Annotated in this window: 15 protein-coding genes; 11 read left to right on the top strand and 4 right to left on the bottom strand. The window is 57.7% G+C overall.

Features of this window, described 5'->3' with window-relative positions:
- The first annotated feature begins 28 nt into the window (after positions 1-28).
- The 5 genes from ACNKU7_RS15895 (at position 29) to ACNKU7_RS15875 (ending at position 5,852) form a co-directional block, all read left to right on the top strand.
- A complete protein-coding gene (locus tag ACNKU7_RS15895) occupies positions 29-1,351 on the top strand; it encodes an adenylosuccinate synthase (protein WP_418297986.1) in 1,323 nt (440 codons plus the stop codon).
- Between the two features lie 243 nt (positions 1,352-1,594).
- Complete coding sequence (locus ACNKU7_RS15890; protein WP_418297985.1) at positions 1,595-2,992, top strand: selenium-binding protein SBP56-related protein; 1,398 nt, start codon at positions 1,595-1,597, stop codon at positions 2,990-2,992.
- Positions 2,993-3,008: 16 nt separating this feature from the next.
- Complete coding sequence (locus tag ACNKU7_RS15885) at positions 3,009-3,653, top strand: hypothetical protein (RefSeq protein ID WP_418297984.1); 645 nt, start codon at positions 3,009-3,011, stop codon at positions 3,651-3,653.
- 178 nt (positions 3,654-3,831) lie between these two features.
- Positions 3,832-4,500 (top strand): PAQR family membrane homeostasis protein TrhA, encoded by a 669-nt coding sequence (gene trhA, locus ACNKU7_RS15880; RefSeq protein WP_418297983.1) that lies wholly within the window; start codon positions 3,832-3,834, stop codon positions 4,498-4,500.
- Between the two features lie 125 nt (positions 4,501-4,625).
- On the top strand, positions 4,626-5,852 hold the full coding sequence (locus ACNKU7_RS15875; protein ID WP_418297982.1) for a lytic murein transglycosylase: 1,227 nt from the start codon (positions 4,626-4,628) through the stop codon (positions 5,850-5,852).
- Positions 5,853-5,900: 48 nt separating this feature from the next.
- Here ACNKU7_RS15875 and ACNKU7_RS15870 read toward each other — a convergent pair whose 3' ends face one another.
- The gene (locus ACNKU7_RS15870) at positions 5,901-6,917 is read right to left on the bottom strand and encodes a succinylglutamate desuccinylase/aspartoacylase family protein (protein WP_418297981.1); all 1,017 of its coding nucleotides are present in this window, start codon (positions 6,915-6,917) and stop codon (positions 5,901-5,903) included.
- Positions 6,918-7,109: 192 nt separating this feature from the next.
- On the opposite strand from ACNKU7_RS15870, the gene ACNKU7_RS15865 reads away from it, so the two are divergent.
- A complete protein-coding gene (locus ACNKU7_RS15865; RefSeq protein ID WP_418297980.1) occupies positions 7,110-8,306 on the top strand; it encodes a multidrug effflux MFS transporter in 1,197 nt (398 codons plus the stop codon).
- 66 nt (positions 8,307-8,372) lie between these two features.
- Here the strand turns inward: ACNKU7_RS15865 and ACNKU7_RS15860 are convergent, their stop codons facing one another.
- From ACNKU7_RS15860 to ACNKU7_RS15850, 3 genes are all read right to left on the bottom strand, one after another.
- Positions 8,373-9,839 (bottom strand): lytic polysaccharide monooxygenase, encoded by a 1,467-nt coding sequence (locus ACNKU7_RS15860; protein ID WP_418297979.1) that lies wholly within the window; start codon positions 9,837-9,839, stop codon positions 8,373-8,375.
- Between the two features lie 298 nt (positions 9,840-10,137).
- Entirely contained in the window at positions 10,138-13,278 is a 3,141-nt protein-coding gene (locus ACNKU7_RS15855; RefSeq protein WP_418297978.1) for a DUF6531 domain-containing protein, read from the bottom strand.
- A 36-nt stretch (positions 13,279-13,314) separates the two neighbouring features.
- Positions 13,315-14,181, bottom strand: coding sequence for a Stp1/IreP family PP2C-type Ser/Thr phosphatase (locus tag ACNKU7_RS15850; RefSeq protein WP_418297977.1), 867 nt, complete (start codon positions 14,179-14,181; stop codon positions 13,315-13,317).
- A gap of 207 nt (positions 14,182-14,388) precedes the next feature.
- Between ACNKU7_RS15850 and ACNKU7_RS15845 the strand changes: the two genes are divergently transcribed.
- From ACNKU7_RS15845 to tssK, 5 genes are all read left to right on the top strand, one after another.
- Positions 14,389-15,180: a transposase gene (locus tag ACNKU7_RS15845; protein ID WP_418297976.1), complete on the top strand. Its 792-nt coding sequence runs from the start codon at positions 14,389-14,391 to the stop codon at positions 15,178-15,180.
- A complete protein-coding gene (locus ACNKU7_RS15840; RefSeq protein WP_418297975.1) occupies positions 15,177-16,691 on the top strand; it encodes a type VI secretion system contractile sheath domain-containing protein in 1,515 nt (504 codons plus the stop codon). The genes ACNKU7_RS15845 and ACNKU7_RS15840 overlap by 4 nt, the downstream gene beginning before the upstream one ends.
- A gap of 93 nt (positions 16,692-16,784) precedes the next feature.
- Positions 16,785-18,494 (top strand): type VI secretion system-associated FHA domain protein TagH, encoded by a 1,710-nt coding sequence (gene tagH / locus ACNKU7_RS15835; RefSeq protein WP_418297974.1) that lies wholly within the window; start codon positions 16,785-16,787, stop codon positions 18,492-18,494.
- An 80-nt stretch (positions 18,495-18,574) separates the two neighbouring features.
- Positions 18,575-19,177: a type VI secretion system lipoprotein TssJ gene (gene tssJ / locus ACNKU7_RS15830; protein ID WP_418297973.1), complete on the top strand. Its 603-nt coding sequence runs from the start codon at positions 18,575-18,577 to the stop codon at positions 19,175-19,177.
- 52 nt (positions 19,178-19,229) lie between these two features.
- Positions 19,230-20,567, top strand: coding sequence for a type VI secretion system baseplate subunit TssK (tssK, locus tag ACNKU7_RS15825; RefSeq protein ID WP_418297972.1), 1,338 nt, complete (start codon positions 19,230-19,232; stop codon positions 20,565-20,567).

Here is a 20,567-nt window from a genome sequence, read left to right as displayed (position 1 = left end):
TTGAACTGACGACACGAGATTTACGCACATGGGCAAGAATGTAGTGGTGCTGGGCACCCAGTGGGGCGACGAAGGCAAAGGCAAGATTGTCGACCTGCTGACAGAGCAAGTGGCGCTGGTGGTCCGCTTTCAGGGTGGTCACAACGCTGGCCACACTCTGGTGATCAACGGTGAAAAGACCGTACTGCACCTGATCCCCTCCGGCGTGCTGCGCCCTGACGTTACCTGTCTGATCGGTAACGGCGTGGTGCTGTCCCCGGAAGCGCTGCTCAAGGAGATGGCTGGACTGGAAAACGCCGGTGTACCGGTGCGCAAGCGCCTGCGCCTGTCCCCCGCCTGCCCGCTGATCCTGCCGATTCATGCGGCGCTGGATCTGGCCCGCGAAAAAGCCCGCGGTGACAAGGCCATCGGCACCACCGGCCGCGGCATTGGCCCGGCGTACGAGGACAAGGTCGCCCGTCGCGGCCTGCGCCTCGGCGACCTGTGCAACTGGGACAACTTCAGTGCCCAGCTGAAGGAGCTGATGGAGTACCACAACTTCGCGCTGACCCAGTACTACAAGGTCGATCCGGTCAGCTATGAGGACACCCTCAAGCAGGCGGAAACCTGGCGCGAAGAGCTGGTACCAATGATCACTGACGTCGCGGATCACCTGCACAAGGCGCGCGAGAACGGTGAGCACATCCTGTTCGAAGGCGCCCAGGGTTCACTGCTGGATATCGACCACGGCACATACCCCTACGTGACCTCGTCCAACACCACCGCTGGCGGTACTGCCACTGGTTCCGGTTTTGGCCCGCTGTACCTGGATTATGTGCTGGGTATCACCAAGGCCTACACCACCCGTGTGGGCGGCGGTCCTTTCCCCACCGAGCTGGACTGCGAAGTCGGTCGTCACCTGGGGGAAAAAGGGCATGAGTTCGGCGCTACCACCGGGCGCCAGCGCCGCACCGGCTGGTTCGACGCGGTTGCCGTGCGCCATGCGATCCGTATCAACAGCATCTCCGGCCTGTGCCTGACCAAGCTGGACGTGCTGGACGGCCTGAAAGAAGTGAAAATCTGTGTCGGCTATCGCAATTCCGCCGGTGAAGAGATTCCAGTACCTTTTGATGCCGCAGGTTGGGAAGGTGTTGAGCCGGTCTATGAATCCATGCCAGGCTGGAGCGAAACCACCTTTGGCGTGAGCCGCGAGGCAGACCTGCCGCAAAACGCGCGGGACTACATCGCGCGTATCGAAGAGCTGGTCGGTGCGCCGATCGACATTATTTCCACCGGTCCGGATCGTGTGCAGACTATCGTGCGCGAGACATCCGCCCTGTGCGAAATGGGCATTCACAGCCCGAGCATCTGATCTCCTCATCCCTTCGCGGAACCGGCATTTAATCGCTGGTTCCGCGTTCTCCTGCCTCGCGCGCCTTTCCTGTATTTGACGACCGCTACCGTTGCCTCCCGTATCGCGGGAACATACCCAGCGGACGAATCTGCGCCTCTATTTCACTTCCGCCGCCCCTGCGTCACCGTTAATCACCGGCTCTTCCCTATACTCCGTGCGCATCGTTAACAACGCGGTCATTGCACCGGCTGAGGGCATCAGATGGCACTTTGGAAACCTGACCCATCCTTTTACCCATCGCCCAAAATGGCGATGGCAGCGCCGCCGGAGCGGCACGCCTATGTGGCGGCGCTGAACTACGGCCGCAATGACAAACCGGACGCCATCTGTGTGGTGGATCTGGATCCGGGCTCGGCAAGTTATGGCAACGTGCTGAGTACCCTGGAGCTTCCCAATGTCGGTGACGAGCTGCACCACTTTGGCTGGAACGCCTGCAGCTCCGCCCTGTGTCCGTTTGCGCCGCATCCGCATCTGGAGCGGCGCTATCTGGTGGTACCGGGAATCCGCAGTTCACGGCTCTACATCATTGACACCAAACCGGACCCGACCAGGCCGCACATCGCCAAGGTCATTGAGCCCGACGAGCTTGTGGCCAAGTCCGGTTACAGCCGTCCGCATACCGTGCACTGTGGGCCGGATGCGATCTATGTGAGTGCGATGGGATCTGCCGATGGCGAGGAAGGGCCCGGCGGGATCTTTATGCTGGATCACTTCAGTTTCGAGGTGAAAGGTCCCTGGGAAATTGACCGCGGAGATCAGGAGCTGGCCTATGACTTCTGGTGGCATCTGGCCGAGGATGTGCTGGTCAGCAGCGAGTGGGCCAGGCCCCATCAGTTTGAAAACGGGCTGGTGCCAGAGGATCTGCTCGCGCACAAGTACGGTCACCGGCTGCATTTCTGGGATTTGCGCAAACGCAAGCTTGCCCAGACCCTCGACCTGGGAGAACAGCACCAGATGGTGCTCGAGCTGCGGCCCGCGCATGACCCGCGCAAGACATTCGGCTTTGCCGGGGTTGTCATCAGTACCGAAGATCTCTCCGCGTCTATCTGGTGCTGGCATCGCAAGGGTGAGCAGTGGGCCATCGACAAAGTCATCACTATCCCCGCGGTGCCGGCTGCCGAAGAGGCGCTTCCGCCGGCACTCAAGCCCTTTGGCGCGGTGCCGCCACTGGTCAGCGACATCGACCTGTCCCTGGACGACCGCTTCCTCTACGTCTCCTGCTGGGGTACCGGTGAGTTGCTGCAGTACGATGTGTCCGATCCACTCAATCCCAAGCTGGCCGGCAAGGTAGCCATTGGTGGCATCGTCAGTAAAACACCCCACCCGAAATCTGCTACCCCGCTGCTGGGTGGGCCGCAGATGGTGGAGATCAGTCGTGACGGCAAGCGGGTCTATTTCACCAATTCCCTCTACAGCACCTGGGATGACCAGTTTTATCCCGACAAAATGGGCGGGTGGATGGTGAAGGTGAATGTGCAGCCCGATGGGGGCATGGCTCTGGATCCGGATTTCTTTGTGGATTTCGGTGAAACCCGGGTGCACCAGATTCGCCTGGAAGGCGGGGACGCTTCCACGGATTCCTTCTGTTATCCCTCATGAATCTGTGGATCAGCAAATGTTAGCCGGTCTTGCCCCATGGCTGGCGATGCTCGGCTTTGGGGCCTTCCATGGCCTCAATCCCGGTATGGGCTGGCTGTTCGCGCTGTCACTGGGACTGCAGCAACAGCGTGAAAGGGTGATCTGGCTGGCGCTGTTGCCCATCGCCGCAGGCCACGCGCTCGCCATCGCCTGTTCCGCAGCGCTGGTCCTGCTGGGCTCACAGCTGATTTCCCTGGCTGCCCTGCAGTGGCTGACCGCGGGGACGCTGTTGCTGTTCGGGATCTACAAGCTGTTCAATTACTACCGTCATCCCCGCTGGGTCGGTATGAAGGTGGGCTTGCGCGACCTGTTCCTCTGGTCTTTCCTGATGGCCACCGCCCACGGGGCGGGCCTGATGGTCGTGCCGGCACTCATCGGCGTTGCCGGTCTGGATGGCGGGCATGCGGCGCACGGGGGCCATGGGATGCACGGAGGCAGCAGCATGCTGCTGGCAGTGGTAATGCATACCGGGGCAATGTTGCTGGTGATGGGCGCTACCGCCTGGGTGGTGTACCGAAAGCTGGGCCTGGCGATTCTGCGCCAGCACTGGATCAACTTTGACCTGATCTGGGCGGTGGCACTGCTGGCGGCGGCTGCGATTGCCGCCGTGCTGGCGATGTAACGCCTTCCTGTAGCAGTATTCATCCCTATCGGTTCCTGTTGCGTAACCAATACCGCACAGTCTCATTCAGTGCTTGTTACTTGGGGCCGAAACTCAGATCATTAGACCCAAATTAAGTAAATGGTCACATTTTTCTGCCATGCTGCTCGGTGGAAATAGCGAACGTCGGGAATCGAATATGTCCAGTAGTGCTTCAGCCAATAGCAGCCACCGCTACAGCTTTGCCGAGGAAATAGCCAACAGCGTAACGCACGGTATCGGTGCCGTTCTCGCTATTGCCGGGCTTGGTGTGCTGTGCGGTTTTGCAGCGCTGCGTGGTGATGCCTGGCACATCGTCAGCAGTGCTATCTATGCCGCTACCCTTATCCTGTGTTTTTCTGCCTCTACGCTGTACCACAGTATCAGCCATGCTGGCGCGAAACAGGTTTTGCGCACCATCGATCATTCGGCCATATTCCTGCTGATTGCCGGTACCTATACGCCGTTTACCCTGGTGACTCTGCGCGGCCCCTGGGGTTGGAGCATATTTGGCGTCATCTGGGGGCTGGCACTTCTCGGGCTGATCATCCAGTTCACCCCGCTGAAGAAGATCCGTGCCCTGTCCATCACCCTGAGCGCCCTCATGGGCTGGGTTGTCATTGCGGCCATCAAGCCACTGATGGACAACCTGGAGCCGGGCGGGCTGTGGCTGCTGGTGCTGGGAGGCCTGTGTTATACCGGCGGGATTGCGTTTTACCTGTGGCGCAGCCTGCCCTATCACCACGCAATCTGGCACCTTTTCGTGCTGGCGGGCGGTGCACTGCACTTTTTTGCCGTACTGTTTTACGTGATCCCACCGGCGGTCTGACGGTCAAAAGTAGTTGATTAGAGTGTCGGCTCGGTCACAGCCTTGCCGACCGACCCCTTTCCACCCTTTCCGTCGTCGGGCTTCCGTTCTACCCTTGTGCGAGCTGCTATTGCCAAGGAGTTGTCATGGGCCTTTCATCTGTACCTATCCCTCGTCCCATCCGAGTTGTTTTTCTGTTGTTGAGCCTGCTGATTGCCGCGCCGCATTTCGCCAGTGCGGCGGCCGATCCCGGGTTTGAAAAATGGAAACAAGAGTTTCGCAAACAGGCCATCGCCGAAGGCATCTCGGCGGAAACCTTTGACCGTGCCTTCAAGGGCATTGATTCCCCAGACCAGTGGGTGTTGGACAAGGCCAGCTTTCAGCCCGAATTCAAGGCACCGGCGTGGCAGTATTTCGACAATCGTATTACCAAGTACGCGGTCAAGCGCGGCAAAGAGAAGAAACAGGAGCTGAAGCCCTGGCTCGACAAAATAGAAAAACAGTCCGGCGTGAACCCCAATATCCTGCTGGCGATCTGGTCCATGGAGTCCAGTTTCGGGGCCATTCTGGATAACCAGACAGTGATGCGCAGCGTCATCCGCTCGCTCGCGACACTGGCGTACGCAGACCCCAAGCGCAAGAAATTTGGCAGCAGCCAGTTACTTGCGGCACTGAAAATTTTACAAAGCGGCGATATCGACGAGAGTCACCTGACCGGCTCCTGGGCCGGAGCCATGGGGCATACCCAGTTTATCCCCACCAGTTACCAGGCCTATGCGGTCGATATGGACGGCGATGGCAAGCGCGATATCTGGAACTCGGTTCCTGATGCCCTCGCCACCGCAGCCAACCTGCTGAAGAAAAACGGCTGGCGCACCGGCGAGACCTGGGGCTATGAGGTCACCATTCCGGATCGCAAGCTGCCAGCCGGCAAACTGAAAATTTCGGAGTGGGAAAAACTCGGGGTTAAACGCGTGGGTGGCAAGGCATTCCCTCGCAAGGATGATATTGCCGAGCTGAAAGTGCCCGCTGGGCGAGGTGGTCCGGCGTTCCTGATGCTGAAGAATTTCTTTGTCATCAAACGCTACAACAACTCGGACCGGTATGCCGCAGCCGTGGGTATCCTCGCGGACCAGATCGGTGGCGCGGCACCACTGACCAAGGACTGGAAGCGTCCATTCACCCGTCTGGATCAGGACGAGGTAATCGAGCTGCAGACCAAGCTGAAGGAAAAGGGCTTCTACGACGGTGAAATCGACGGCAAGGCGGGTGGTGGTACTCGCAAAGCCATTCTCAAATTTGAGGAAAGTGCCGGAGTGGAGTTACAGGGATTCCCGAGCAAGGAAGTGCTAGAACTGTTGCGCAAGCAGTAAATACTTGCCCTGCAAACAAAAAAGCGGAGCCCTGGCTCCGCTTTTTTGTTAGAAATTTTCTTCCGGCAGCAGTGTATCCTGGAGCAGTTCGAGGTTTTCCAGAACCTCTTGAGGTTCGTGGAAATAAGCGATGTGGTACATCGCTTCACCCTCCTGAACGAGGGGAATATTCTGTTTGCCGATAATGATGCCATCGGCGTCGCACAGCACCTTGTCGAGTTCATTGCCATAGAGATCGGCAATGGTCGCAAGGATTTCGCCTTTCCTGACGTGATCCCCCAGCTGTTTTTTGTGGTTGACGATGCCGCTGTCGCCGGCGCGCAGCCAGCCGCTGCGCCGGGCGATGAACGGTTCAATGCCCTGTTTGCCGCGGCGCTGCGGCAGCATTTTCAGGTGGCGCAGTACGTTCAGTACACCTTTGACGCCGGCGCGGATACAGAGTTCGTCGAAACGCAGGGCCTCACCGGCCTCGTACAGCAGGATGCGCACACCGAGGTCAGCGGCCGCCTGTCGCAGTGAGCCATCGCGCAGTGTCGAGTTCAGCATGACCGGCACCCCGAACGCATTCGCCATGTTGCGGGTTTCCTCATCATCCAGATTGGCGCGAATTTGCGGCAGGTTACTCCGGTGCAGGGCTCCGGTATGCAAGTCGATGCCGTAGTCACACTTGGACACGACTTCGTCGAGAAACACGTGCGCCATACGCGAGGCCAGGGAGCCGCGCGCAGAGCCGGGGAATGAACGGTTGAGGTCGCGTCGATCCGGCAGGTAGCGGGATTGCTGCAGTACCCCGTATACATTCACCACCGGAACGGCGATCAGCGTACCGGTGAGAGATTTTAGCGCCCGGCTGTTGATCAGCCGGCTAATGATCTCGACGCCGTTGAGCTCATCACCGTGTATCGCAGCGCACACGAAAATAGTAGGGCCGCGTTTTTTTCCGCGATGCACATAGACCGGAATGGCCATCTCTGTATCGGTGTAGAGGCGAACGATGGGCAGTTCGATACGGCGTGTTTCGCCTCGCGCAACAGAAATACCGGCAATTTTGAATTCTTCTTCCATATGGCTCTCGGAAGTTGATTTGGCCGTTATTGTAGGCGTATCGCAGAGACTTCCGGTAGTGACGCGACGCGGCGAACCCGGAATGCCGCTAGTGAGCATCGCCCGCGCGACAACCCTACTGTTAGAATCGAAGAATATCGGGCGCCACGCTGGTTCATGGTGGTGCGGTTTGCGGGTGCAGAAGAGGGTTGTATGAAGTCAGATTTGCTCAAAATGGCGTTGATACTTGGGCTGCTGAGTTGCGTGGGCCCATTCGCCATCGATATGTATCTCCCGGCCATGCCGGAAATGGCTGAACAATTCGGGGTTCCCACGGCCGCCTCGCAATACACCTTGATGTCTTTTTTTATTGCTTTCGGGGTATGCCAGCTGTTTTACGGACCGGCCGCCGATATGTTCGGGCGCAAGCGCCCGCTGAATTTCGGCCTGGTGCTGTTCCTGCTTGCGTCGGTGGGCTGTGCGCTGGCACCTACCATCGAGTGGCTGATCGGGCTGCGCTTTGTACAGGGCGTTGGCGCTGCGGCGGTGATGTCTATCCCCCGGGCAATCATCCGCGACCGCTACACGGGTACTGAAGCGACGCGGTTGATGACAACCGTCATGCTGGTTATCTCAATTTCTCCGATGTTGGCGCCGTTGGTGGGTAGCCTGCTTATTACACCGTTTGGCTGGCCATCGGTGTTTTATGCGATCGCACTGGCCACGGTTGCCAGCCTGTTATTGATTCACTTTGCCCTGCCGGAAACCTTGCCGGAGTCGCAGCGGGCACCCTTTCGCCTGCGCTCTATGCTGGATGCCTTTTACACATTGTTTCGCGACCCGTTTTTTATGGGAATGACGCTTATTGGTGGGATGGGAACGGCGAGTTTCTTTTCATTCCTGTCGATAGCCGCCTTTCTCTATACTGGCCATTACGGATTAAGTGCCACAGAGTTCTCACTGGCATTTGCACTGAATGCGCTGGGTTTTTTTGTTGCCAGTCAGTTCGCCGCCAATCTTTGCGAGCGTTTCGGTGGCGTGACACTTGTGAAGCTTGCAGTGGCCGGATTTACCCTGAGTGCGCTCGCGAATCTCGGAATTATCCTTGCTGGCTGGGATAATTTTGCGGTGCTGATCCTGCTGTTACTGGTTGGCAATGCGTTCCTCGGTCTGATTGTGCCGACGACGATGGTGTTGTCTCTCGATCATCATGGCCCGATCGCCGGCACTGCGGCCGCACTGGGTGGCACACTGCAGATGCTGCTTGGGGTGGTCGCCATCGGTATTGCAAGTGCGGTGTTCGATGGCGGTCCCTTGGCGCTGGTAGGCAGTATCGCCGGCTGCAGTCTCCTGGCGCTGATTCTGGCGCGACTGACATTGCGGGAGCTGCCACAGGCGGTGGTTACCTGAACTTGTATCGCAAGCAAAAACGCCCGGCATTGCCGGGCGTTTTTTTGTGGGTATGGAGTGACAAGCTTATTGCTTGATCCAGGCATCCTCCCAGTTTGCACCGGTACCGGGTGCATAGTGATAGGCGCTGTTGATGTTGCACCACTGGCCGTAAGGGAAGGGACGGCACTGGTACAAAGCGCCATCGCTACCAAGCACGACCGTTTCGCCGGGCACGTAGTTACCGATGCCGTCGGGGTACACATAATCGTAGTCACCGCCGTTGCCGCCACTCGGCTGCTGGCTGATGGTGCCGCTGGTGGTAACAGTGGCGGTGCCATCGGACACCGCGAGGGTTACGGTTACCGTGCGCGCCGCACTCGGAGCCGCCAATTGCAGGGTCGACTCCACGCCGCTTGTATTGCTGAGAGTGCCCGCAGAAGTCGACCAGCTGTACGTCAGCGCGTCGCCATCCGCATCGCTGGAATTGGCTGCAGACAGGGCCACGCTGCCTGCTCCAGTCAGGGAGTCCGGGCTCAGGCTGATCACAGCCTGCGGCGGCGTGTTGCTGTTTGGGGTGTCGATATCAACCTGTACTGACAGATCCAAATCGGCCTGGGTATAAATGCGATTGTCGGTGCTGCTCTGCACCGGGTTGATATTGCCACTGTCCGGATCGAGCAGGCCGATACGCGCATATTGCGACTGGCTGTTGACCTGTTGCGCAAAAGCGAATGCCCACTGTGCGGCAGCCTGGTCACTGGTGAGCGTGTAGCTCACGGACTCCTGATCGTTGCCGGCGCTGTTGAACAGGCGCAACGTGACAGTGCTGCCGGCCGCGAGGTCGGACTGGGCATTGAGCGCCCCTTCATCTGCCCAGGGACTGCTGCCGCCATCACCGAGAATCACGTCCGTACAGACATAGAATGCCTCGGTACTGTCGTTTCGCTGCCAGGTGGTGTAGATCACGTGCTTGCCGGTGACTTGCGGGAACGGGCAGTTCAGGGTGTAGCGCTTGTCGGAGCCCACCGGAATATTGCCAAGGCGGCAGAACTCAACGAGATCATCCCACTTCAGTGGCTCGGTGCCGGTATAACCCTGGCGGGTGACGTAAAACACCCAGTCTTTGGTGGAGTGGGGCGCGGCGGCGTAAAAACGAAAATCGAAGGTGCCATCGGCTTTCGGCGAAATCGGGGTCGCCTGCCAGTCGCTGCGCGCCAGGTCGATACCGGCGTATTTGCTGCGGCCGGCGGAGCAAAGCTGGCCATCGGGGATCAGCTCGCGATGACGGCTGTCGGCATTTGCCAGGTTGACCTCGTTCCAGTCGTAGAAGGGCTGGGTACCACCAACTTCTTTGGCTGCGGCACAGGCGGGATCCGACGGATTTTCCGGGTTGTTGAGAAAGCAGTTGTAAATGCGGCTTTCCGGTACTTCCATGCTGCCGTGTGCGGAAGCGTTGTGGCTGAGCGTACTGCTCAGCAGGATCAGGGGAAGCGCCAGTGGCAGGGTGGCGCCTGTTGCCTTCAGGCTGGGTTTTTTGAAGCGGTAATTCATGGAAGAGTGTCCTTTCTTTATTTTTGGTTTGTTCGCACGAACAGCTCGGATTTACTGTCATCAACTGAAATGACAGCGCTGTCTGGCACCGGCTATGCTAGCGGAAGTGGTCGGCAAGCAGCGGTAGAAAGGACGCCAATATGGGGTACGAAAGTGCCAGTTTTGGTGTGCTAAACGGGTTTTTGTGATGGGCCTTTAGGAGCGTGCGTGAAAGGTTTCGCCTCCGCCGCATTCGCCTTGGAAGTACGGCTGGAGCCTTTCTTTCCTGGTGGGCTGAAGCTTTGCACTGCGGCTGGCGCTAGGCTGGTTCGAGTTGAGTGGTAGTCTCCGGACTGCTGGGTGACATGAGCAGTGAATCTTTCAGCGTATCCAGGTACTGGCCGCTTGCGTCATCCCAATAGCTGAAATTGCGGTAATAAAGCGCGGTTTCACTATCGAAAACACCGGCGGATCCGCGGAAGGATCCGGGCCCCTGCACCTGCTGAGCAGCACTTTGTGCAATCTCATTTGTCCACAGGGTTTTGCCGGCTGCGTCCAGCAGCGCGAGCAGATTGCCCTGGTCGTCGGCAACATAATGCTCAATGCCTGCATCGCCTACACGGGCGAGAGGGATTCCGGTTGTTGAGTCGAAGACGTAGTGACAGCCTGAGGATTCCTGATCGATTTTGGTGTGCTCGCGCCAAATTCCGAAGCTCCACCAATGGTGGTAAACCCGGCGCTGGCGCCCCGAGCGACGATGGGTACTGGATTTACTGTAGCGCCGGCCAAACGGGTCGTAGCGGAAATAGGCTTTGAAGTTGCCGCTCTCGGCGCTGTGCATCAGTCCCCAGCCATCGTACTGATAGCTGTATTGCTCACCGTGCTCGCTGTGCCGCTGCTCAATGATATTTCCGCGCTCATCCAGCCTGGCGGTATGGGCTGGCGGACGAGGCTGGAAAAGCGCTGTGGGATAAACCAGGGGGAAGAGGCTGACATGAGGGTGCCAGCTGGTATCCGGATCCAGCGAGAGGCGTGTGGTGACGCCTCCCTCGCGCGTTTTTTCAACCCGGTTGACACCCAGGTTACAGATAATCTGTTCGCCTTTTACTTCATTGCGCAGTATCGCCGCGCCGTTGGCATTAATTCCGTAGAGGGCTCCGCTAGCGGCAAACAGCTGAGAAATATTGAAATTGTCAGAGCCGGAGGACTTGAGCCAGCCGCGGCCGTCATAGTCGTGGTGAATACTGATACTGTCAGCATCGGTGAAATCGTGGTGCTCTGAAATCAACAAGCTGCGTTTGTCGTAATGAAAACGCAATTGGCTATGGGCATTTGCGGCCTGGGTGAGTCTGCCAAGCGGGTCAAAGTGGAAGTCACACTGCTCGCCGCTGTTATTGCGTATTTGTGCCAGCGCCCCTTTCTGGTCGTAGCGCAGGTACCAGTGGCTGTCTCCGTCCTGGTACTCCATTACCCGGCCGCAGGCGTCATAGAGCCAGGCGCGCTGGCGACCCGTCGTGTCAAAGAACCGCATGGGTTGCCCGAACCCATTGTACTCCCAGGAAAAAGAGCCAGTCTGACGCCCGGATTGGCCCTCTGATTCCACATGGGCCTCTTTCAACTGGCCGAATACATCATAGCCAAGGTTCCACTGCTGGCCCGTATGACATCGGATCTGCCGAACCTGATCCCGGTCGTCGTACTGCCACTGATACAGTGCACCGGTGCCGTCCTGGACGCCGCATATGCGCCGGTCACTGTCGATCACAAGCTCAAAGGACTGGTCACCGAAATGGGTAGCGGTAAGCACACCAGAGGCGTCGTAGTGCCACTGACGCCCGGTGTTTGACGTGCTGGTGAAGGCTGTTACACGGCCGCAACTATCGTATTGCCAAGTGTGTTTCTGATCCACGATCTGGATGGCGGTTAACTGCGATTGGGCATCCCAATAGAAGGTGCTGCGGCCACCTTCCGGGTCAGTGAGTTGTCTCAACTGGCCGCGCTCATCGTAATCGCACAGCCACTGATTGCCGGACGGATCCGTGATCGTGAGCGGGAGCGGATGTTCCCCGAAGGTGAACGTCCAGGTGATGGCCTGTGTGGACTCGTCACCCTGCTGTGAAAAAATGCCCACGCCGTTAAGCCGCCCGCGATCATCGTACACAAATCGCCGGTGGATACCGCTGCCGGTATGCCGGGTCAACCTGCCCAGTTCATCGCGACGGTAAATGACCCTCTGGCCGTCTGGAAGTACCCACTGGCAAAGGTTGCCATAGTGGTCATAGAGAAAGCTTTGTTCGCTGTCCTGTTGCTTTTCAAATACGACGCGGCCGAAGCCGTTGAATTGCCAGCGTTTATCGGTGCGCGTATCACAGGACACGAGGCAGCGGTTGCGCCCCTGTTGCCAGTGAATCTGGTAGCTCGCACCACCGACTTTCGCCTGATGGCAGCGGCCAATTCGATCATAGGAAAATTCGATACTGCCATGGGGGGATCCGTGAAGTGCGACTAGTTCACCTTGCCCATAACGATATTCTTCCCGTGTGTTTGCGGATAGTGCCCATGAAAGGTCTCCGTCTTCGTCGTAGCCATACTGGCATAGTGAAACCTCGGCGCCGGAGGTTGCAGGCGCGATGATCTTTACGAGTCGTTCGTCCTGGTAAATGAATTCCAGGATTCTCCCCCACGACGTCACAATCCTGTGGGGCCTTCCCGCTTGGTAGTCCACGGTCAGCGTATTGGCGAAGGCGTCGCGTACTTCGCATAGCGGTGCGGTTTGCCCGGTTCCATCGGCACGAAAAATCTTGTCCGGGCTGTCAAAGCTGCTTACCCGGAAGCTGTGGAGACTTTGCCGAGAAAGCAGCAGTCGCTCGTGCCGGTTGAAGCAGCTGTGGCCGATCGCCGGCATGTCAAAGGTTACAATCCGGCCCTCTGCGGTATGCAGGGAAATTTTCTGATCGCCAGCATTGCCGGGTTCCGGCAACCGCAGCCACTCACTAAGCGTGTGCTGCCAGCGATTGCCGTCCTGGCTCTGGCGATAAAATCGTTGCCAGCGAAAGGTAAATGGACCGGTAAGGATGAAGTCAGTTCTTGAGAATGCCAGCTCGCCATTGGCGCCAATAACGTGTCCAGCGACGAGGTCACACTGATCGAGTGCGGGGAGAACTACGCCTTCGTGATTACACCCGGGATAGTTGCAATAGCGAATCGGGGCATTTGCCGGTAGTGCAAGGTGTGGCTGCCTTGGTGCCTGTACCAGTGAATACTCGTTCGCTCGTATTGTCGGTGGCTTTGGCCAAATCCCGTTTGCAAATGCAGTTGGTACGACAGTTTCAGTCCGGCTGGTTTGGGCGCTGATCCACGCGTATAGCTGCAAGGCATCGCCGGGGCGAGAGGGCATTTGCGGGGCACGCAAGGCGGCAAGTAACTCTGGAATAAAATCGACCAGACGTTCCGGTGTCATGTCGTTAACTCGTTGATCGGCTATTTAGATAGCCGGTTAGCGCTGTGTTTTTCGCAGGGTGATATCGTCTTTACTGGCCGGGTTAACTGTGATGCTTTCGCCGGAGAATTCCGCAACAGCCTCCGGCCGGCTGCAATACTCAATGATGCCTGCGCTGATATTGTCGCGCCCGCCACACTTGTTGGCATCGTCGATAAAGTGATACACGCATTCCAGGGCGGGGCGGTGTGTCGCAAGTACTCGCTCGATGGTGTGGTCGTCGAGATATTCGGTCAGTCCATCACTGCACAGCAGCAACAGGGCACTTTCTTTCAGCGTCCAGCTGTTGATGGTCGCCTCCACGGGCTCCGCGATACCGAGCGCCCGGGTAATCCTGTTTCTTATTTGGGACTCTTGTGCCTGTTCCATGGTGAGTTGTCCGGAATCCAGCATTTCCTGCACCACACTATGGTCGCGTGTAAGGGGCTGTAATCCGTAATTATTCCAAAGATAAGCGCGGGAATCGCCAATATGGGCAACGATCAGAAAGTCCTGCCAAATCACGGCAGTGACCAGCGTGGTGCCCATTTGCGATAGCTGCGGGCTACCCTGTTTTGCGTCCAGGATTCTGCGGTTGGCAACGCCGATGGCCTCGACCAGGGTTGCATGCAGCATCAGTTGCTGCTGGCTGGGCGAGCAGGACAGAAAGGTAATATCGAGCAGTTCGTCCAGATGTGCTTTCAGGCTGTCTGCTGCAATGCGGCTGGCGGCCGCACCGCCGCTGTAACCGCCCATGCCATCGGCGATGACTACGTAGGCAAACGGTTGCTGTTGATCGCAGTGGCAGTGAATGCTGTCTTCGTTCTCTTCGCGCACCTGTCCGATGTCTGTGCGCCCGTTGACTGCCAGCCTGATGGGCTCCATGTCAGTCACAACTCCATGAATCTATTGCTGTTGCGAGAATCCATTCGTGCTCGCAATCAAATTTATGTGTGTTCGTTCCAGTAATGTTAACTTGCTAACGCCGAACGTTTGAATTTTTTTTGTTTCATTTGCAATAATGCCAACCCTTTCCCAGTAATGGATGCTCAGTTAGTACGACTGTGCAAACTAAAAGGATTTATTGGCAAGATGCCCCGTCTTCCGAGACTTAATCTCATAGATATCCCGCAACATATTGTCCAGGTTGGCCACAATCATTTGCCGTGCTTTTTTGATGAGGAAGACTACCAGTTTTACCTGGTCAGCTTGCGCAGCGCGGCAGATCAATATCGTGTCGATGTACACGCTTATGTGCTTTTGCCAAATATGGTGCAGATAATTGCCACGCCCCGCGTGCCCAATGGCATCTCGTCGATGATGCAGTCCCTTGGTCGGCGCTACGTGCAGTTCGTAAATCATCGATACAAGCGCTCGGGTACGCTCTGGGCCGGGCGCTACAAGTCGAGCCTGATCGATTCCGACGCTTACCTGCTCACCTGCTATCGCTATGTGGAATTGCGGCCGCTCTATCTTGGCCTGGCCGAGTCGCTGGCCAATTATCCCTGGTCCAGCTTCAACCATCATGCGAGCGTGGAAGACAGCGAGGTAATTACTGATCACAGGCTGTATCTGCAGCTGGGAGAGACACCCAGGGCGCGGGCGGAGGCATATAGAAAGCTGTTCCGCTATCGCTTTGATCGCCGCTTGCTTGAATATATTGCCGAAACCATCAAGCTGGGTCAGGTTTTGGGCGGCGATGGCTTCAAGGACAAGATCGAGCAGATCGCAAACCAGCGTGTGCGGCCGTTAAAGCGCGGTCGGCCCAGGAAAGTCGGCGGTGTGAAGAAACAGAGTGAGACTGCCGCACCAGTTGAAGCTGCTGTACCAACTGGAACTTCTGTGCCAACAGAGAGTGCCGAGGAACTGGAGAGTAATGGATGACCAGACCGACGATGAACACATTGCCGGCGAGCGCTAATGCGCGCGAGAAAGCGGCGCTGAAGCGGGATCGGCACGATCGTCCCATCTCGCACGGCGCCAAGTTAAAAGTGGCAATCCTCGGGGATTTCAGCGGCCGGGCCAGCCGCGGCCTGTGCGAGCCGGAGTCACTGGGAAGCAGGCCTGCCTACCGGGTTAGCAAAGACAATTTTTCTTCGCTGTTTGAGCGCCTTCAAGTCGGGCTCAAGTTGCCCGTGATGGATGAAACCCTGTGGCTGCTTGAGTTTGATGACCTTCACCCGGATTACCTGTATCAGAAAGTGCCGCTGTTCAAGAAATTCATCGAGCTCGAAAAGCGGCTGCTTACACCTTCTGAATTTTCCCGGGCTGTATCCGAAATCCAGCAGTGGCGACCTGAGCTTGTACAGGACGAACGAGCGTCCGACGTGGCGGTTCCGGCGCAAACGATGCTTGACGCAGTTCTGACAGGAACGAATTACCAGCGGCAGTACCGATCCAGCCCAGAAGGGCAGATTGATCATCTGATCAAAAGTATTGTTGCGCCTTACGTGCAACAAAAGCCTGATGCCAGCCAGGCCTTGTACCTCGATGCCGTTACCAAAGCGGCCTCAGAAACGATGCGAAAACTGATGCATCACAGTGACTTCCAGCAGCTGGAAGCAAGCTGGCGAAGTCTGCAGATGTTGCTGAGAAGAGTCGAAGATCACCGGTCGCTTGAGTTGCATCTTGTGGATGTCAGTAAGGCAGAAATTCTCGCGGACTTCGCGCAAGCCGAAGGGGATCTGGAGGATTCGCAACTGTTCAAGTGCCTAGTCGCCCGCGAAACCATAGCTGGCGGCAGTCCCTACAATCTCGTGATTGGTGACTTTTACATAGCCGACGAAGAGCGTGATCTGCATCTTCTGATTGATCTGGCGACCATCGCCGAAGCCGCCGAATGCGCCGTTGTACTGGGCGGCGACAACCGTCTGGCCGGTTGCCCAAGCCTCGCCGGATCATTGGATCCGGACGACTGGCACTACCCGATGTCCCAGGCATTTGCTGAAAGCTGGACGGCTGTGCGCGAATACAGTGCTTGTGAATATGTGGCGTTGGCAGCGCCCCGGTTCATGTTGAGGTTGCCCTTTGGTGAAGAAACTTCGCGCACGGACTGTTTCGCGTTTGAAGAACTGACCCCGGATCTGGGCCACCAGTATTACCTTTGGGGCAACAGCGCCTACTTGCTGGGCCTGTCAATTTGCTGTGCCTTCGTTGACGCCGAAGGTGAGCTGCCAGTGACTGATGCCCGGTTCCACGATTTTCCTCTGCATGTGCGGACTCTGCCGCAGGGAAAGTGGATAACGCCCTGCGCGGAGGCGTTGCTGAACGACCGGGCGGCTGGTCGTTTCCAGTCGGCCGGGCTCAGCACGTTGCGCTCGGTTCAGGGGCGGGATGAAATTCACCTGCCAAAGCTACAGTCCATCGCCGGTACCAGCCTCCGGGGGCCCTGGTGAAGCGCGACACTGCGAACTTGCAGCAGGTCTTTGCAAATTGATCAATACAGTCCGGAGCGATCCGGCAGACGATAACGGCACGAGTCGAGTGACATGGATTTAATGCTTACCGTGGTAGCCGATCCCAAAGGCGCCAACATGCTCAAACATACAAAGCTGTTTGGCCCGGCCGGCGGAAGCTTTGGTCGTGCAGATAGCAGCGACTGGGTATTGCCGGATCCCGAGCGTGTGGTTTCGTCCCGCCATGCGGAGATCGCGTTTGCGGAAAATCAGTATTTTCTGGTCGACCTGAGCACCAACGGGACCTATGTGAATCAGTCTGCCGAACCTTTAGGGAAGGGGAATCGCGTGGCTCTGAATGAGGGCGATGTGATCTCACTGGGCGACTACCAGCTTCAGGTGTCTGTGCGCCGACCGCAGCCAGCGAGTGAGTTGCCGAAAGGTTTGGGCGGCGCGGATTTTCTGGATAGCTCTGATCGCACAACGTTCAGCACCTCAGCTGTTGCGAAGATGCAAAGCCAGAATGAGGCTCGGGAACTCGACAGCTGGCTGGAGCCCAGTGCCGGAGGCAGTAGCAACAGTGGCGAGTGGGGCTATCTGGTTGGCGCTCAGTCTGCAAGTCCAGCGGACAATTTTATCGGGCAGGAGCTGCCCACAGACCCATTGCAGGCGCTCAGTGCGGCCGAGCGCTACCAGTCGCCGCAAGACCCGCTGGCGGGATTGACCGGTAATAGCTCGCCGATTTCTGCTTCGTCCCAGTGGGGTGATGATGACGCCTGGTGGAAAGACGGCAGCGAGCAGGATCATGCTCCAGCGCACAGCCATATGATGCAGGTGACTGCGCAATCCCCGGAGCCAGCGGTTGCCCCCCCTGCCGTTTCCACACCGCAGCCGCCAGTGCAGAATCCTGGTGTCCCCAGTGATATGCCAGCGCCGCCGGTCGCAGGAGCATGGCCGGGTCATGCCGGGCAGGGCGCAGCGCCCACGCCGCCTGTGTCAGACAACCCATTTGCCGAGTCCTTCTCGGTAATGGCCGGAGAGCAGGTTCAGGGCGCTCCAGGTTTTGATGGCGGTGCCGCACAGGCCAATGGGGCGCCGGCGTTCGCGCAGGCATCACAGCAATTTGCGCCCTTGCCGGTATCGCCCGAAGCTGCGCAACCGCAACCGCAACCGCAACCGCAACCGCAACCGCAATTGCAACCGGCAGCGGCCCATGGCGTTGCAGGTGGCTCCAGTGCCTTGGCCGGTCGCCTGGGCCTCAATCTCAATACTGCCCAATTGCAGAGCCTGGATCAGCAGGCCGCCGACATTGTCGAGGAAACGGTGGCGCGGCTCATCGACCTGCTTCGTGCGCGCACCAGCATAAAAAATGAGTTGCGGGTGCAGCGCACCATGATCCAGACCGAAGCGAATAACCCGATGAAATTCAGTGCCACTGCGAAAGATGCACTGGGAGCGATGTTTTCCGGTAATAGCGCGTTCATGCCACCAGCTCAGGCTGTGCAGGACAGTTTCGACGATCTTTCCGATCACCAGGTGGCCGTACTCGCGGGAATGCGTGCTGGTTACAGCGCCATGCTGAAATTCTTCAGCCCGGAAAATATCGAGCGCCGCAGTCGTAGTGATGGTGGTGTGTTCAGCAGTCGCAGTGCGAAAAACTGGGACGGTTTTGTGGATATGTATCGCCAGCTGGTGAGTGATCCGGATACCTGCTACCGGCAGTTGTTTGGCGATGAGTTTGCGACCACATACGAATGCCAGCTTTCCGAACTGAAGAATGCGAGAAGTGTCGCCAAGCGGTAACTGCCGCTTCGATCACTTGTTCGCAACAGATAACAACCCAACGCCCTGGAAGCCGGCGTCAAACGAAAACGGAGTTCATTGTGAATATCAGAGCAATCCTTAAATTCACTTTTATCGCCCTGCTGGCAGTTTCCATCGCCGCATGCCAGACGACGCGCAGAACGCTGAATCTCGATACCAGTGTGGTGTTGTCGGTGGATATTGAAAATGATGTGAACCCGGACAACGATGGGCGCGCGTCGCCGGTAGTGCTGCGCGTGTTCATGTTGGCGGACGACCGCCAATTTTCCCGGGAAGAGTTCCTCAACCTGTATGAAAACGCGGAATCCCGGCTCGGCAAGGACCTGATCGATACGGTAATCCTCAAGGAATTTGCCCCTGGCGAGCAGCGTATAGAGCAGTTGGCGCTGACCCCGGACGTGAAGTACATCGGTCTGCTGGCCGAATTTGTACGCTACCAGGACGCCGATGCGGTGATGCTGCTTCCGATCACGGATCACAGGAAGAATGAATACGCGATCACCCTGGTGGGTACCAGGCTCGCCTCTACCGAAGCGCTCAATATGAAACGTCGCGCAACCGTTGCGCGCAGCAATGAGCCAAACAAGAAGAAAACCGTCACGATCTCTGCGGCGGAATATGAACAGCTGCGAAAAATGCAGGAATCTGCCAAGGGCCTGTAAACCAATATCTCTATCGCGAGGCTCGTGCCTGGCGCCGCAATAAGGACAGTGTATGTCGGCGAACAATAAGGTTATCTGGAGCGAAGGCATGTTCCTGAGGCCCCAGCATTTCCAGCAACAGGATCGATACCTGGAACAACTGGTAGAGGCGCGCACCCGCGCACTGGGGCCCTATACCTGGGGCATCATCGAGATGGCCGTTGACAGTGAACCCCTGGCAATGGGCAAGATTTCACTCTCGCGCATCAGTGCGATTTTCCCGGACGGAACCCCGGTGCTGGCACCGGAGAACGAGAATTTACCGGATGTACTGGATGTACCGGTAAATACCCGAGATGAAATTGTCTACCTTTGCATCCCAATGAAGCGCCCGGGTAGCCAGGAGTCTGTAAGGGATCAGGAAGACTTCCCGCAGGCCCGCTACCAGACATATAACTTCGATGCGCGCAATAGTGCGGCAACCTCCGGGGAGGCCGCCCGTATCCAGATAGGCAAGCTGCGAACCTGCCTGAAACTGGGAAGCGAAGATTTGAGTGGCTATGCGGCCATCGGCATAACCCGGATTCGCGAGCGGCAACCGGAAAAACCGGTGGAACTCGACCCGGAATATATCCCGGCACTGCTGAATACTGAAAGCTCCCATGTGCTGAAAGCCTATATCGAAGAAGTAAAAGGGCTGTTGAGCCATCGCGGCACAGCACTGGGACACCGGCTGAGCGATAGCGGTCGCAGCGGCTCAGCGGAAATCGCTGACTACCTCCTGCTGCAGGTGATCAATCGGTTTGAGCCATTGCTAAAACAGATCACCGCCGAACCACGCCTGCACCCGCATGTGCTCTTCCTTGAACTACTGCAGTTGGCCGGTGAGCTGTCGACATTCACTGCCGCCGACAAGCGCCCGCCGGCCATTCCGCAGTATATGCACGACAATCTCCAGCAAAGTTATATCGGGCTGTTTTCTGCCCTGCGCCAGTCCCTCTCCACCGTGCTGGAGCAGACCGCCATTCCGATGGAACTGGTACAGCGCAAGTTTGGTATCTATGTGGCGCCGGTCACCGATCCATCGCTGGTGAAAACGGCCAGCTTTGTCATGGCAGCAAAAGCCGATATGCCGGGGGATCTGTTGCGCAGTCGTTTCCCCGGGCAGGCAAAAGTGGCACCGGTGGAGGCAATTCGCGAGCTGATCTCAGCGCAGTTGCCGGGCCTGTCTATCCGCCCGCTGCCCGTGGCGCCAAGGCAGATTCCCTACCATGCCGGATTTACCTACTTCGAACTGGAGCGAACCGGGGAGCTGTGGCAGGCCATGCAGCGTTCCGGAGGCTTTGCGGTACACCTGGGAGCGGAGTTCCCGGGACTCACCATGGAGCTCTGGGCGATAAGGAATAATTGA

It is taken from the genome of Microbulbifer weihaiensis, from assembly GCF_048323715.1.
Lineage (GTDB): Bacteria > Pseudomonadota > Gammaproteobacteria > Pseudomonadales > Cellvibrionaceae > Microbulbifer.
Note: the sequence above shows the minus strand (reverse complement) of the source record. Positions and strands in the feature narration are given on the sequence as shown.

What these genes read in the sequence shown, in the direction of transcription:
- ACNKU7_RS15860 (WP_418297979.1), bottom strand. Translation starts at nt 9,839, where the DNA reads ATGAATTACCGCTTCAAAAAACCCAGCCTGAAGGCAACAGGCGCCACC.
- ACNKU7_RS15875 (WP_418297982.1), top strand. Translation starts at nt 4,626, where the DNA reads ATGGGCCTTTCATCTGTACCTATCCCTCGTCCCATCCGAGTTGTTTTT.
- tssK (WP_418297972.1), top strand. Translation starts at nt 19,230, where the DNA reads ATGTCGGCGAACAATAAGGTTATCTGGAGCGAAGGCATGTTCCTGAGG.
- ACNKU7_RS15865 (WP_418297980.1), top strand. Translation starts at nt 7,110, where the DNA reads ATGAAGTCAGATTTGCTCAAAATGGCGTTGATACTTGGGCTGCTGAGT.
- ACNKU7_RS15855 (WP_418297978.1), bottom strand. Translation starts at nt 13,278, where the DNA reads ATGACACCGGAACGTCTGGTCGATTTTATTCCAGAGTTACTTGCCGCC.
- ACNKU7_RS15870 (WP_418297981.1), bottom strand. Translation starts at nt 6,917, where the DNA reads ATGGAAGAAGAATTCAAAATTGCCGGTATTTCTGTTGCGCGAGGCGAA.
- ACNKU7_RS15895 (WP_418297986.1), top strand. Translation starts at nt 29, where the DNA reads ATGGGCAAGAATGTAGTGGTGCTGGGCACCCAGTGGGGCGACGAAGGC.
- tagH (WP_418297974.1), top strand. Translation starts at nt 16,785, where the DNA reads ATGGATTTAATGCTTACCGTGGTAGCCGATCCCAAAGGCGCCAACATG.
- ACNKU7_RS15890 (WP_418297985.1), top strand. Translation starts at nt 1,595, where the DNA reads ATGGCACTTTGGAAACCTGACCCATCCTTTTACCCATCGCCCAAAATG.
- ACNKU7_RS15845 (WP_418297976.1), top strand. Translation starts at nt 14,389, where the DNA reads ATGCCCCGTCTTCCGAGACTTAATCTCATAGATATCCCGCAACATATT.
- ACNKU7_RS15840 (WP_418297975.1), top strand. Translation starts at nt 15,177, where the DNA reads ATGACCAGACCGACGATGAACACATTGCCGGCGAGCGCTAATGCGCGC.
- ACNKU7_RS15850 (WP_418297977.1), bottom strand. Translation starts at nt 14,181, where the DNA reads ATGGAGCCCATCAGGCTGGCAGTCAACGGGCGCACAGACATCGGACAG.
- ACNKU7_RS15885 (WP_418297984.1), top strand. Translation starts at nt 3,009, where the DNA reads ATGTTAGCCGGTCTTGCCCCATGGCTGGCGATGCTCGGCTTTGGGGCC.
- trhA (WP_418297983.1), top strand. Translation starts at nt 3,832, where the DNA reads ATGTCCAGTAGTGCTTCAGCCAATAGCAGCCACCGCTACAGCTTTGCC.